The 14,490-nt window shown below is 44.3% G+C and carries 8 protein-coding genes; 2 read left to right on the top strand and 6 right to left on the bottom strand.

Annotated elements, in window-relative coordinates:
• Window positions 1-304: 304 nt before the first annotated feature.
• The 5 genes from U1I11_RS10080 to U1I11_RS10060 all read right to left on the bottom strand — a co-directional run bounded on the left by U1I11_RS10080 (window position 305) and on the right by U1I11_RS10060 (window position 9,235).
• Window positions 305-817 (bottom strand): metallophosphoesterase family protein, encoded by a 513-nt coding sequence (locus tag U1I11_RS10080; protein ID WP_322905970.1) that lies wholly within the window; start codon window positions 815-817, stop codon window positions 305-307.
• A 792-nt stretch (window positions 818-1,609) separates the two neighbouring features.
• On the bottom strand, window positions 1,610-2,674 hold the full coding sequence (gene glpX / locus U1I11_RS10075; RefSeq protein WP_322905969.1) for a class II fructose-bisphosphatase: 1,065 nt from the start codon (window positions 2,672-2,674) through the stop codon (window positions 1,610-1,612).
• Between the two features lie 552 nt (window positions 2,675-3,226).
• Window positions 3,227-4,900, bottom strand: a complete 1,674-nt coding sequence (locus U1I11_RS10070) for a M4 family metallopeptidase (protein ID WP_322905968.1) — start codon at window positions 4,898-4,900, stop codon at window positions 3,227-3,229.
• A gap of 601 nt (window positions 4,901-5,501) precedes the next feature.
• The gene (locus U1I11_RS10065; RefSeq protein ID WP_322905967.1) at window positions 5,502-7,142 is read right to left on the bottom strand and encodes a M4 family metallopeptidase; all 1,641 of its coding nucleotides are present in this window, start codon (window positions 7,140-7,142) and stop codon (window positions 5,502-5,504) included.
• A gap of 644 nt (window positions 7,143-7,786) precedes the next feature.
• Window positions 7,787-9,235 (bottom strand): aldehyde dehydrogenase family protein, encoded by a 1,449-nt coding sequence (locus U1I11_RS10060; protein WP_322905966.1) that lies wholly within the window; start codon window positions 9,233-9,235, stop codon window positions 7,787-7,789.
• A 645-nt stretch (window positions 9,236-9,880) separates the two neighbouring features.
• On the opposite strand from U1I11_RS10060, the gene U1I11_RS10055 reads away from it, so the two are divergent.
• Window positions 9,881-11,581 (top strand): methyl-accepting chemotaxis protein, encoded by a 1,701-nt coding sequence (locus tag U1I11_RS10055; RefSeq protein ID WP_322905965.1) that lies wholly within the window; start codon window positions 9,881-9,883, stop codon window positions 11,579-11,581.
• 279 nt (window positions 11,582-11,860) lie between these two features.
• Here the strand turns inward: U1I11_RS10055 and U1I11_RS10050 are convergent, their stop codons facing one another.
• Window positions 11,861-12,547: a serine/threonine protein kinase gene (locus U1I11_RS10050; RefSeq protein WP_322905964.1), complete on the bottom strand. Its 687-nt coding sequence runs from the start codon at window positions 12,545-12,547 to the stop codon at window positions 11,861-11,863.
• Between the two features lie 322 nt (window positions 12,548-12,869).
• Between U1I11_RS10050 and U1I11_RS10045 the strand changes: the two genes are divergently transcribed.
• Window positions 12,870-14,102, top strand: a complete 1,233-nt coding sequence (locus U1I11_RS10045) for an aminopeptidase (protein WP_322905963.1) — start codon at window positions 12,870-12,872, stop codon at window positions 14,100-14,102.
• The last annotated feature ends 388 nt before the right edge of the window (window positions 14,103-14,490 follow it).

Here is a 14,490-nt window from a genome sequence, read left to right as displayed (position 1 = left end):
GATTGGATGATATAAAACATCCTTAACATGCGCGGTTATGTAGCATAGAGCATATCCGCTCATAACCGTTTAGCGGTCGCAGATCGTCTGACCGATCATCAGACACATCCCGTTGCTCTATTAAATAAGACGTATATGTATTTTGGATGAACAACATTAAGAATAGCTCATAAAAATCTTAAAAATTCATAAAAAATAGAACACACGCAATCGACAAGTCCTCCCACGTCATAAGATAGCGTTTCCACTACACTATGGATGCGAAAAATAACTGTTGTTTACGGTGTTCTATTTTATTTCCAGCTTACCTACCCGTCTGTTCTTTATCAAAAAAATAATGCTCATACCGAATCTCATCCGCTTCGATAAATAGCTTGCCGTACGAATAACGCGGCTGCATACGCTTATCGGTAGGCGAACCGGGATTGAATAACAGTACACCTTCACGTTGTTCCGCATACGGAACATGAGAATGACCGAACACGATCACATCGACTTCAGCTGGTGTAAACGCATGAAAGGAACGATCTGGCGTACTACCGCGAAAACCTCCATCACCGTGTACGATGCCGATACGTTTACCTCCGCGCTCAATAATTTTCCGTTCTCCGAGCCGCTTTACGATGTCGTTCGCATCATTGTTGCCTGCTACCGCTTCAACAGGTGCAATCTGCTCCAGACGCTCATACACGCCCCAATCACAAAAATCACCCGCATGAATAATCAGCTCAGCGTCTGCCAATCCTTCCAGCAATGTGGTCGGAACAATTAACCGATGACTGAGCAAATGTGTATCCGATACGACTCCAATAATCATAATTTCCTCCTTTGGCTCATGTGCCGATCGAGAGCATACGGACAAAACGCTTCTCTACAACGATGGCATATCGCCCGCTAAAGTTCCCTGTATACTAGGGATGTCCTTTTATCGTAGCCGATTTTACGATGCAGTTCAAACCGTAACAAACTTGCCTGGACATCGCTTCCATATCGTTCTTCATTAACTCGCTCATTAGAACATGTCTTCACATTGCTTTACAGACAGCTCGATATGTTTTATTTGCATTAGGCGATGGGCTAAGCAATTTATTTCGCTTGCAGTACGATCATTTTGACTACTAAAATGACGATGATAAAGGTTTGAAAACACTATCTCGCACAGTAGCCCCTATAAGCTATCGTTTTTCATTCAAAATGTTACCAGCTGCAACACGATAACATAACCGCTTATGTTCAGCTCTAAATCTACCGTAGTGTTCAAAACAAAAAAGAGGCAACCCTTACTGGGCTGCCCAAATGCGGAGGTAATACAATATAGATTAACAGTGCTCTCCATTAAGCATAAGGCGATGCTTCCTGGCGGCAACAGGTGTATGGGGGAGACCACACACCTGTTGAATGGAGAGAACACCGATCAATCACATCAAGTTGTGATAACGTCATTTCAGATCAACTGTTCATTCACTAGAGCGTACATGTTGCCAATCCAGCATTCTCCAGCATTCGTAATCCATATCCAGTGAGCGTGTTCAATGTAGGTTTGGCTATTCGGCTAAAGGAAGCGATACGCTATTCGTCGGATATAACGCATCGCTGCACTGCACTGCACTTATGCCTGTGTCACCGCTACTTGTTTAGATTTGGCGTTTACCGTATCAATCGCGGCAGAACGACGTTGCTCTGGTGAACCGGATGCTTGAATTTGTTGCACTTTGTGCACGACTTCTTTATTCGGCAAGTAATGTAGCGATTTAATGTAACGGATCGTTTTAGTTTTAGCACGCATAACGATCGAATGGGTTTCGGCACGATCATCTGCCAAATAACGAACACCACCGAGAATTTCGCCTGGTGTCACGCCAGTTGCAGCAAAGATCACATCGTCGGTACCGATCATATCCTGCATAGTCAGCACACGATAAGGGTCTTCAATGCCCATCGCTTTGCAGCGAGCGAACTCGTCCGCATTGGCGGGCATCAATCTGCCTTGAATTTCACCGCCAAGGCAAGACAATGCAGCTGCTGCAAGTACCCCTTCTGGTGCACCGCCGGAACCGATATACAGATCGATCCCTGCTTCTGGAAACGCAGGTGCCATCGCACCTGCCACATCGCCATCGCTTAGAAACTTGATGCGCACGCCTGTTTTGCGCAGCACTTTAATAATGCTTTCGTGTCGATCACGATCCAGAATCATGACCGTCAAATCCGCCATCTTTTTGCCGAGTGCTTTGGCTGCTTTGCGCAGTGTCACATCAACAGGGTCTTCGATACTCAGCTTACCGACCAGTGCGGGCCCAACCGCTAGTTTTTCCATATACATATCCGGCGCATGCAAAAGATTGCCTTTATCGGCAACCGCAATTACGGATAGCGCATTGTTCAGCCCTTTTGCCACGATCGCTGTGCCTTCCAACGGATCGACAGCCACGTCCACTTCGGGAGCCTCCGTATGACCTACTTTTTCTCCAATATAGAGCATCGGTGCTTCATCCATTTCCCCTTCGCCGATGACGACGGTACCGTTAATCGATACCGAGTCGAACATCGCTCTCATCGCAAGTGTTGCTGCTTCATCTGCGCTGTTTTTATCGCCGCGACCCATCCAGGGAGCCGAAGCCAACGCTGCTACTTCCGTTACTCTTACAATTTCCAAAGCTAATTCGCGTTCCATGTCTTCCACTCCTTTTTGTGGGTTTTCAAAGAGAAATGATTTGTTATGTCGCTTATCATAGCATCATTCTTTGCATTTTTGTTGATTTTTTTGAAAATTTTCTTGTAAAACAAATTTATAATGTTGATAAAGTAAAATTATATGTAAATCAGATCATTTTTTGCGACATAAAACAACATTAATTTTTGGGATTAAAGTCCCTGTTTATATTCATTATCTTTCATTTACGGATTATCTCTTTCATAAGATGTAAACTTAAAACGATTTCATTTGTGCGAGTAGGCGCTAAGACTCAATTTAGGAATGAAAACCGGATTGCAGAAACAAATTACACAAAAAAGACGACTGATCGGGGGAATGATCAGTCGTCGGTATTACAATGACCTAAACCAACATTTTATGTTTGTTTTCAACATATATATTGTTGGTTGCCTATATTAGCTTGCTTTCGCTTCATCTGCACCACCTGAGACATATACCACTATTTCACACGTATTGCAGATGAGCAGCCATTAACAGACAGGTCATTATACATCATATAGACGGTCTAGCCTAAAAAATACCTACAGCATCAAAGGCGCTTTTTACAGAAGCGGTCTGGCTGGCGCTTGCACCGTACAGATCGGTCGCTGCTTGTGTCATCGCTGCACGGAAATCCGCAAAATCAGAAGTCGATGTCAAATACAATGTTAGCGCACGATATACGATCGCAATCGCTTGATTGTTGCCGATGCCTTTTACGTTTACACCTTCAAATGTTCCGCCATTGGACAGCAGGTAGAACGCTTTGTTCGGAATGCCGCTGTTCGTATGCACACCGCCATAATCGCCGGCTTCGGTGTTTGGCAAGTTTTTGTAATCGTCCATATGGGCTGGATCGCCATACAGCGTCGGATCAGCCATCGAACGAAGCGCATCGCCGGATTTGCCAGGTGTGTACACATCTTCACCGATCAACCAGTCGTTTTTGCCTTGAATGACGCTACCGAACATATCGGCAAGCGCTTCATTTAGTGCACCTGATTGATTCATATATTCAAGATTCGCCGTATGTTCAATTACACCGTGTGTCATTTCATGACCGACGACATCCAGCGCTCCGGACAATGGGGCAAATAATTTTCCATCGCCATCACCGTATACCATATACGTACCGTTCCAGAACGCATTGTTGTAGTTGCTGCTGTAATGTGTAACCGATTGGATTCTCATGCCAGCGCCGTCAATGCTGTTGCGGTTAAACGTATTTTTGTAAAAATCATACACTTTAGCGGCATAAGCATGCGCATCTACCGCTGCCGGATCGTTAAATACCGAGCTGTTGCTGGACACCGTTGACAACGAACCGGATGTACGGTTGTTGATCGTATACGTTTCGATTCCGCCACCACGGGTCTTATCACGCAGCAGATAACGTGAACCGGATTGCGTGACCGTTAGCGACTTCGCATCACCAAGTACACCTTTACCGCTACCGGTTGCATGCTCTAGCAGATCATAGTGGAACAGAATCGAACCGGTTTTGGCATCGACAAAATACCGTGTGCGCAGCGGTTGCGGATCAAGCACATTTACCTCGGTCACATAGACGAGACGTGCTTCCTGATCTTCCGGTGCGTAAATGTATAGCTTCGCCTGCTCAGGGCTAAGCGCCTCACCGAGTGTCCCGATTTTGGAAGCAGCATCTTTTTCGGCAATTCCAATCGCCTCTGAAGCGCTAATATCCGGTGTTACAAGATTATTAATAGCTTTTGTACTATTTTCAGTGTTGTACACATCATCCGTTACTTTCGCTGCGGCTGTGCTCTCGCCTGTACTCAGCTTACTGTACACATCTTCGACAACTTTACCCATATACAACGATACATTGCCAGCTTTGTCAAAATGCAGCGTCTGCTCTGCACCATAGACAGGCACTCCTTTGTACGTTTGCGCAATCCGATAGTGGTCTGTGCCTGTTTGGGCATCTGGTTCGCGTTTCGTAATCTCGAACAGTTCTTTTACATTTTCAGACGATGCGCTACTTGGAACGAGTGAGCGTTTTTGCCTCTCCAGAAACTTCCATACTTTATCATCGTTCGAAGTGCCACTAATGCTCGTTTGCGTGATCATTTTTGGTGTGTAATCGCCCAGTGGTGCAAGTTCGCTTGTGCCCGCTGCAAAAATGGATGTGTTAGCGCTAATTAACAATGTACCTGCGAGTAAAAAGCTTGCCGTTTTTTTCATAGAATTATCCCCTATTCCTGTAAAATGGGCAATATAGATTGCCGTTTGTTCAGCCGTTCGTTCATAGGTAACTGCTTATTGAACTATACATCGGATCGATCGCAGCGACGTTGTCGCTCCAGGTGCAATCGACGCTCAATAAGCGTACATCCATCCCATCCGCAAAACATTCTGCCGTATGATTGTGCTTGCTGCTTGCCCCTGTTTGGCATATAGCCAATGCTAGAGTGTAAAAGAACGATTATGTATGAGGCAGATCGAAAAGCATACTTTGAACAACATCACCTCCCTTTAATTCCATAACTATGTAAATAATGTAACACCTTAGTATGTGTTGGGAAAATATTATCATGATTCCTAAAGAAAATAAATACTTTTTTAGCTAAATTAAAGGAATTTTTTATAAAATTTAAAATATAGATTACATTTAGAGTTATATTATTAAACAAATGGTCAAAAATCACTTTTTTTTATTGACAACCGGTTAATTATCGCTATAATGCCGCTAATTTTTACAAAAGGATAATAGAAGGAGCAGTCGGTATGCGTATGATGCATATCGACTGCTCCATTCCATTAAGCAGGAAAAAGCAATTGTAAATTAGTTAATGCCAACTGCACTCAGCGAGTTTTTCACCGCTGTCGTTTGAGCCGAGCTTGCACCATATAAATCAGTCGATGCTTGCACTAGGGCAGAACGATAGTTAGAGAAATTCGATGTCGACGTCAGATAGTATGTCAATGCACGATAGACGATTTGAATCGCTTGCGAGCGACCGATACCGTTTACGTTCACACCGTCAAATGTACCGCCTTGTGCTAGCAGGTAGAACGCTTTGTTCGGAATACCGCTGTTTGTGTGCACACCGCCATTGTCGGCGCTTGTGTTTTTGTAATCAGCCATCCGGGCAGGCTGTCCGCCTTTTTCCGGGTTATCCATATAACGCAATGCATCACCAGAGATGCCTGGTGTGTAAATCGCATCACCAATCATCCAGTTTTTGCCTTCGATTGTATTGCCAAACATATCGGAAATCGCTTCATTCAGCGCACCGGATTGACCGTAGTATTCCAAATTAGCGGTATACTCAGTTACACCGTGCGTCAGCTCATGACCAACTACGTCCAAATCGCCGGAAAATGCGATAAATTGGCTACCATCACCGTCTCCGTATACCATTTGTGTCCCGTTCCAGAACGCATTGTTGTAACGAGTCGAATAATGGGTTGTCGAACGAATCGCCAGCCCATTGCCATCAATGCTGTTGCGACCAAAGTTTGATTTGTAGAAATCATATACTTTTTGTGCATACGCATGCGCATCAACCGATGCTGGATCATTAAATGTGCTGCTGCTGCTCGTTACCGTGCTGCCTGGCAGTGAAGTCCGGTTAGAAGCGGTGTACGTTTGCACACCTTTACCACGTGTATTGTCTACCATCACATAAGAAGAACCGGATGTGCCAACCGTAAATGTTTTCGTATCGCCAAGTACACCTTTACCTGTACCTGTTGCATGCTCAATCAGATCGTATTGAAACAAAATCGAACCGGTTTTAGCATCGACAAAATAACGCGTACGCAGTGGTTCCGGTTCCAATACATTCACTTCTGTTACATAAGCAAGACGTGCTGCCTGATCTTCAGGTGCATAGATGTACAGTTTTGCCTCTGGTGTTTTTTGTTCTTCACCGAGCGTACCGATTTTGGCAGCGGCATCTTTTTCAGCGATTGAGATCGCTTCGGAAGCGCTGATGTTCGGTGTTACCAGCTCTTTATTGTTAACAGCATACACATCCTCGGTTACGCCACGGTTAGCGTCAGAAGCTTCCAGCTTACCGGATACATCTTCAACGACTTGACCCATATACAGCGACACATTACCAGCTTTGTCAAAATGCAGCGTTTGCTCTGCACCATAAACCGGCACGCCTTGGAATGTCTGATTCAGACGATAGTGCTCTGTGCCTGTCTGGGAATCGGATTGACGTTTTGTAATTTCGAACAATTCTTTTACATCCGCAGCAGCGGTATTATCGGTTACGATCGTACGCTTTTGTTTCTCCAAAAATTTCCATACTTTAGCATCACCATTGGCGCCAGTAATGCCTGTCGCTTGTGTGATTAATTTCGGTGTGTAATCACCGAGTGGAGCCAAATCATTTGCTTCTGCTGCGAAAGCGGACGTTGTAGCACCGACGAGCAAGCTACCTGCAAGTAAAAGACCAACTGTTTTTTTCAAAGTATTCTCCCCTGTTCACTTGGTTTTTTTGTAATGCAAATGGTGAAGCGTTGTGCATTGCCAGAAAGATCAAACGGAGTTCAGCTATTGCCTGTTCCACATGCACTGCCAGCTATGTATAGCGGCCTGCCCTTGCTCATGTCACTATGTACGCTTCCTCACCTCACATTAGCCTCAATTGGCAATTAATGGAACACATTTGGTGTCGGGAGAAAGCGTATCACGATTCCTAAAAAAAATAAATACCCTTTTAACTAAAAAAATGAAAAAATATGCAAAATAGTTCAATAACTAACATACGGCGTACCTTTAATTAACAAACGGTCAAATAAAAAGCGAATTTATAACGCAAACAAGACCTATAGTTACGTATTTACGTAATTATAAGTCTTGTTTTACATATTATTTTAGCCACTGCATCATTTTGTATAGGAATCACGAACAATTGAAGTTAATAACAATGATGTGATAAGGCTTGAAACACATTTAATTGTGTAAAAAGGAAATGCAGTATCACTGATTTACAGACATGAGCTAGACTATATTACATTTTACTGGACATAGCTGACGATTCCAAGCCATCGTACTATCTTCTCAATGGAGTGCTCAGCAATCTGCTTGCAGCTCCAACTTGATGCCTGATGTTAACGCGGCTGATTAAATACGACAAATTTAGTTTCCAACATATCTTCCATCGCATATTTAACACCTTCACGACCGATTCCGCTTTGCTTTACTCCACCGTAAGGCATTTGATCAACACGGAAGGATGGAATGTCGTTGATGATCACACCGCCAACTTCAAGCTGCCGAATCGCCCGGAATGCCGTATCAATTGTCGTCGTATAAATGCCTGCTTGCAGTCCATAATCGGAATCATTCACCGCTTGTACTGCTTCGTCCATACTACTGACCCGGTTGATCATCACTACCGGAGCGAACACTTCGCGACAAGCGATACGCGCTTGTGGCGACACATGTAATAGCACCGTCGGCTTTAGGCAGCCGCCGTCCACTTTATTACCGCATACCACCTCGGCTCCTTGTTCGATCGCTTCCGCAATCCATTCCAGCGCCCGCTGCTGCTCTTTGTGTGAAATCATTGCCGCCACATCCGTATCCTCGGACAATGGATCACCTAGCTTAAGGTTAGCGGTAGCCGCAACAAACTGTTCCACAAATGAATCGAACAGTTGCTCATGCACATAAATGCGCTGTACCGATATGCACACTTGACCTTGATTGCCAAATGCACCGCCGACTACACGATCGATCATATTGGCGATATCGGTATCTTTATCGATAATAAGTCCTGAGTTGGAACCAAGCTCTAGCGTCACTTTTTTCAGACCGGAACGGGCACGGATCGATAGGCCAACAGCAGGGCTACCGGTAAACGACAATGCTTTGACCCGATCATCCGTGACGATCGCGTCGCCAACCGTTTTGCCATCACCGGTAACAACATTCAGTGCGCCCGCCGGCAAACCCGCCTGCTCTAGCAATTCCGCTAACAGGAAAGAAGACAGCGGCGTTTGCTCTGCCGGTTTTAAGACGACCGTATTGCCTGCCGCAAGCGCTGGGCCTACTTTGTGGGCGACGAGATTCATCGGAAAATTAAACGGTGTGATCGCACCGACAACACCGACCGGTTCTTTGATCGTATAACCAAACTTGCCTTCACCTGTTACTGCCGCATCAAGCGGCACGGTTTCACCATGAATACGTTTGGCTTCTTCAGCGGAAAATTTATACGTTTCAATCGTACGTGCTACTTCTGCGCGCGCTGCTTTAAGCGGCTTGGAGCCTTCCAGCGCAATTAGTCGTGCCGCTTCTTCCTTGCGTTGTTCCAGCAACTGAACGAGCTTTTCCAAAATGGATGCCCGTTGATGAGCCGGCATCGTCCTCATCGTCGCCGCCGCATCAGCTGCAGCTGCAATCGCCAGCCTTACCTCTCTTACGGTCGCTTCTGCTACTTCAGCGATTAATACGCCATTATATGGAGCATACAATGGCGTATAGGAAACGGCGTGCTCCCACTTTCCTCCTATATATAGATGCTTTTTGGCAATAGGATTTAACTGCTCTGTCATGATTCTCATTCCTTTCCTTATCACTGTGAGCAATGATGTCGATCGTACGATAACGATCATATGGATGTCAAAATGACTGCAAACACACGTCTATCGTAGTTTTAACCGCACTATATCCAGCTTAATCGTGCCATCATGAAATGTCCAATAAGTTGCATTTACCAAATCCTATCTTAATTCGATCATTTTCGACAAAATAAGATATATTTCCTATTTTTTCTGCAATCAAATCCGGTTAAGATTAATTCAATTAGTTATAACGATTCAACTTCTCAATGTATTTCTAAATCGAAAGACGCAGTATATATATCCCATAATAGATCGATAGCCTAGGAGCGGAGGCTGCTATATTTTCTGCTTATACATGGCAATCACTAATCGATACGTACAGTGTCAGACGGTTGTGTTTCATCATCGCTTAGGTCTTGTGTGCTAATCGAACTGCCTTGCTTCATCTTCAACAAAGTGATAAACAAGCAAGCACAATATTTTCGCTTCCCGATTACCGTCTTTATGATAACGCCTTCAATTTTGTATGTATCACTTCTCTTATTGCGTTTTACGCTTAGCTTTATTATCGCTTAGATCACTTACACAATGCTTACAGCAAATTAACTATCTTAGAACAGAAAAGGAATGATAACTATGAAAAATATTCGCGTTCGTACTAAAATTATTATTTTGATCGCTATTAATATGCTGCTGCTCGCTATCGTCGGGCTAACAGGAACAAGCTCAACCCGTACGATGGCAAACATTTCCACTCATGTGTATGAAACGAATCTGCGGCCGTTAATGGTAATGGATCAAATTCCGATTAACTATAGCACTAATGCCGTAAAGTTATTACGTTTAATGCATACTACCGATGACAATCAACAGAAAGCGTTAGTTGATGATGTGCAAAAAACTGCTGATGATACGAAAAAACAGTATGCCCAGCTTCAACAAATGCAACTTAGCCCTGCTAACCAGACACTTTTAGCCAATCTGGTTAAAACAGCCGATCAATTTGCGCAAACGCGCCAGTCTTTACTTGATTCACTGCTTGCCGATAACGTAAGTGAAGCCCAAGCTAAGTACGTCGATTTGGAAAATTATCGTACAACTTTAAATGAAAATGTAAACGCACTGCGCACCAATATGATTAATGAAGCTACCCAAAGCAAAGAAAATGCAGACAAAACGTATTCCACATCCACATGGATTATCATTATTGTAATTGCTGCCGGTATTATCGTATCATTGCTAGTCGGAATCTGGATTACTAGATTGATCTCCAATCCGCTCACCCGTGTCAAAAACTTGATGCAACAAGCAGCTAATGGTGATCTGACCGTCACTGCCGATTATCAAGCTCGCGATGAAATCGGACTAGTCGCAGACGGCTTTAACAAACTGATTGAAAGTATGCGTAAAATTATAAAAAGTGTCGATGACAGTGCAATGACATTGTCCGCTTCCTCTGAGGAGCTGACAGCAAGTGCAGATCAAACCGCTCAGGCTTCTTCCCATATTGCGGTATCTTCAGGAGAATTGGCTACAGGCATGTCATCGCAAACGAAAACGGTCATTGACGTAACTGATTCGGTGAATACGATGGCAAATCAAATGCAGCAAGTGTCTAATACGAGCAGAGAGATCGATGAACTGACGACAACGATGAAACATAATGCAGATCAAGGTTTAGGTGAAGTACGCGATATTACGAGTCGTATCCAGCAGTTGGCATATGACATTAACTCTACTTTGCACGTGCTGACAACGTTGAATGAAAAATCAGAGCAAATCGGCTATGCTTCCTCCGCTATTCAGCAAATTGCTAAACAGACCAACTTGCTTGCACTTAACGCTTCCATTGAAGCAGCGCGTGCTGGTGAAGCAGGCCGTGGCTTTGCCGTTGTCGCTGAAGAAATTCGCAAGCTTGCCGAAAGTGCAGCGGAATCGTCCACACTTATTACCGGACTTGTATCGGATGTACAGCGGGAAAGCCAAAGTGCGGTCGCCCAAGCACAAGAATCGGTTGGCAGCGTACAAGCGGGAGTAGATGGAAGCCAGCGCGTCATGGTTGCTTTTGAAGCGATTCGTGAATCGGTAGATAGCACTGCTCAGCGGATTGGCACAACTGGCAAATTGATCGACAATACGAACTTGCAATCCCGCCAAATTGCCGAAGCGATGGAACATCTAAGTGCATTGTCAGAAGAAGGTTATGCTGGTATCGAAGAAGTGAATGCTGCGAGCGAACAGCAATTGTCTACGATGGAAGACGTCGCTTCCTCTGCCCGCCATTTGTCTGTAATGGCAGAAGAATTGCAACAATTGATCGCTGGCTGCAAACTGTAATGCGCATGATGCAACACAAATATAAATAAATATAAATATGAAAATAACAAACATCACGACAAAGCCTCCTGACACAAGCGCACTTCGGTACAATAACCGATTCAGTGCTAAGCAGGAGGCTTTTTGTCAAGCAAATGCTTTGCGTCCATATAGCGCAATAAGCATATAAAGTCATTAGGAAACGGACAAGCTAGCTAAAAGTAATACTGACGTTATCATGTTTACATTACATATGCATCTGCAAAGCTTAAATAGAGCCCCTGCCTGTTGACGGTTTATTTATTTCATATATCGTGAAAACAGATCACCCGCTTTTTTGGCTAGTTCTTCTACATTAAGCGTATTATTTACACTTCCGATACGCGCATACCAGTTTTTGATCGTATCAAGCACCCATGACGGGATACTTTTGCCGGCGATACGATCATACAATTGCTCATATGCCCATACAAGATGATCCCAACGTCGATCATCGCCTTCATGGATATATTCGGATACATCGATTACTTTGGCGCGACCATGCTGCATAATGACATTTTTTAAATGAATATCGCGCGGATTCAAGCCAACACCTCGTACGTATTTACGAGCTGCCTCCACATCTATAATGACCTGTTTGGGCACCTCGATCCCTTGCAGCAAACAGTCTTGTAAAGTAGGGCCTGCTTCATAGCTGAGCACAAGATAATTGTCATTATGACCGTAACAAATCGGAAAAAAAGCTGAACCTTTTAAACGCTCATATACCGATAACTCTACCTGAATTTTGTCTTTTGCCTGTTCGGTGAACACTTTAAACGCATAGCCTGGCGTCTGATCATACGTAAATACAGCCGCATCTGTGCCTATGCCGACACAGCGTACCCCTTCCGCATAACCGGAAATCACAACCGGTTCATTATCCTCACTGCCAGTCACCGTAATTTGGCTTAATGCTTCCTGTGCTTGTTTCCAGTCTTCCATCATGAATGTTCCCCTCTCTCCTGCACCGTTTTGATCTGCATACCTTCGTCTGGGAAGCGATCTCGGTTCTGCGGATAACAGTGAGATGTACAACGTATTGTATAAGAATTTACCCATATTTCCAACCTTGTTCACACCTTATGTAATTGTATACATTAATTTTAACGATTTTATCTGCGGTAAAGGTTTTCATTAACGGGCACATCTTGTAAAATAGACGGGACGGGTTATCTGCAGCAACAATCCCAGTTATCTCGTAATGCCTACTTTTATTCGGTGCGCATAAACGATGCACATACAGACAGTCGAAACGGAGGAACTATTCATGTCAGATTTTCAAACTCATCTTGAGCAATATGCCGAGCTGGCTATACGCGTTGGCGTTAACGTACAGGCTGGGCAGAAATTGATCATTAACGCTCCTATTCATGCAGCCGAATTTGTTCGTCTTTTGACACGTAAAGCGTATGAAGCCGGAGCTTTGCTTGTTAGAATCAACTGGAGCGATGACCAGATTACACGTCTGCGTTATGAGCTTGCACCGGATGAATCGTTTGAGATTGGACCGAAATGGTATGCAGCCGAAATGGAGGAGCTTGCCGAGCATCAAGGTGCTGTCCTACACGTCATTTCGGATGATCCTGATCTGCTGAAAGGCATCGATTCCAAACGGATCGCCGCTTTTCAAAAAGCATCCAGCACCGTGCTGTCCAAATATCGCGAATATGTACAGTCCGACAAAATGAGTTGGTCGATCGTAGCTGTACCGTCTGCGGCTTGGGCAGCCAAAGTATTTCCAGAACTGCCTGCAGATGAGCAAGTGAACAGCATGTGGAATTATATTTTTAAAGCGGTTCGTGTTGGCGAAGGCGATACGATTGCAGAATGGCAAAAACATGTGTCGTTGCTGAACGAGAAATCCGCTTATTTGAATGAAAAAGCGTACAAGCAATTGCATTACATCGCACCAGGTACAGATTTGACGATCGGCTTGCCGGAAGGCCATCTATGGGCGGCAGCAGATAGCGTCAGCGAACGTGGTGATGCGTTTATCGCTAATATGCCAACCGAGGAAGTGTTTACCGCTCCCCTCAAAACGGATGTGAACGGTTATGTGAGCAGCACAAAACCGCTTAGCTACGGTGGCACGATTATCGACAACTTTAAGCTGACATTCAAAGACGGTCGAATCGTTGGCGTGGAAGCAGAGAAAGGTCAAGAAACATTGCAACATCTGGTCGAAATGGACGAAGGCTCTCATTATTTGGGCGAAGTAGCACTCGTTCCTCATCGTTCGCCGATCTCGGAATCGAATATTTTGTATTATAATACACTATTTGATGAAAATGCTTCAAATCACCTGGCGATCGGTAGTGCATATGCATTCAACCTGCAAGGCGGCAAACAAATGTCCCGTGAAGAACTGACTGCACGTGGTCTGAACAACAGCCTTGCCCATGTTGACTTTATGATCGGTTCTGGCGAAATGGACATTTACGGCATCACTGCCGACGGCACCAAAGAGCCTATTTTCAAAAATGGCGGTTGGGCATTTTAACGGATTGCAGATCAGTACAATCTGTAACAGCAACAAGTTCTAAAACAACATTTACAATAAACACAGACAGGCATCCATAAGGGTGCCTGTTTGTGTTGGCATACTGTTTACCTATAAAACGAGCGCTCGCTCCTACTACGTCACGCTGCCATTATGTCAGCACAATTGTTATGCATGATTGGTTAGACGAAAAATAACAGGAATTGCTTCCCGATCACATCCCTGCATTTGTTTACGCTTGCACATTATAAATGACATAGCACAAAGCCTGCACGTTAAACGAATCTAGTGCAGGCTTGTTTAGTGATAAAACAACGATAAAAGCATTCATACTAGCGACTTGTCTCAAGAAGATGTAAGGTTGCGTCCATCTGAATCCTGCTTGAAC

The organism is Paenibacillus campi, assembly GCF_034659835.1.
GTDB lineage: Bacteria > Bacillota > Bacilli > Paenibacillales > Paenibacillaceae > Saccharibacillus > Saccharibacillus campi.
This window is presented reverse-complemented; position numbering and strand designations above follow the sequence as displayed.

Bases quoted from the DNA above. Each gene is read 5' to 3' on its own strand.
- U1I11_RS10080 (WP_322905970.1), bottom strand. From the start codon at position 817: ATGATTATTGGAGTCGTATCGGATACACATTTGCTCAGTCATCGGTTA.
- glpX (WP_322905969.1), bottom strand. From the start codon at position 2,674: ATGGAACGCGAATTAGCTTTGGAAATTGTAAGAGTAACGGAAGTAGCA.
- U1I11_RS10070 (WP_322905968.1), bottom strand. From the start codon at position 4,900: ATGAAAAAAACGGCAAGCTTTTTACTCGCAGGTACATTGTTAATTAGC.
- U1I11_RS10060 (WP_322905966.1), bottom strand. From the start codon at position 9,235: ATGACAGAGCAGTTAAATCCTATTGCCAAAAAGCATCTATATATAGGA.
- U1I11_RS10055 (WP_322905965.1), top strand. From the start codon at position 9,881: ATGAAAAATATTCGCGTTCGTACTAAAATTATTATTTTGATCGCTATT.
- U1I11_RS10050 (WP_322905964.1), bottom strand. From the start codon at position 12,547: ATGATGGAAGACTGGAAACAAGCACAGGAAGCATTAAGCCAAATTACG.
- U1I11_RS10045 (WP_322905963.1), top strand. From the start codon at position 12,870: ATGTCAGATTTTCAAACTCATCTTGAGCAATATGCCGAGCTGGCTATA.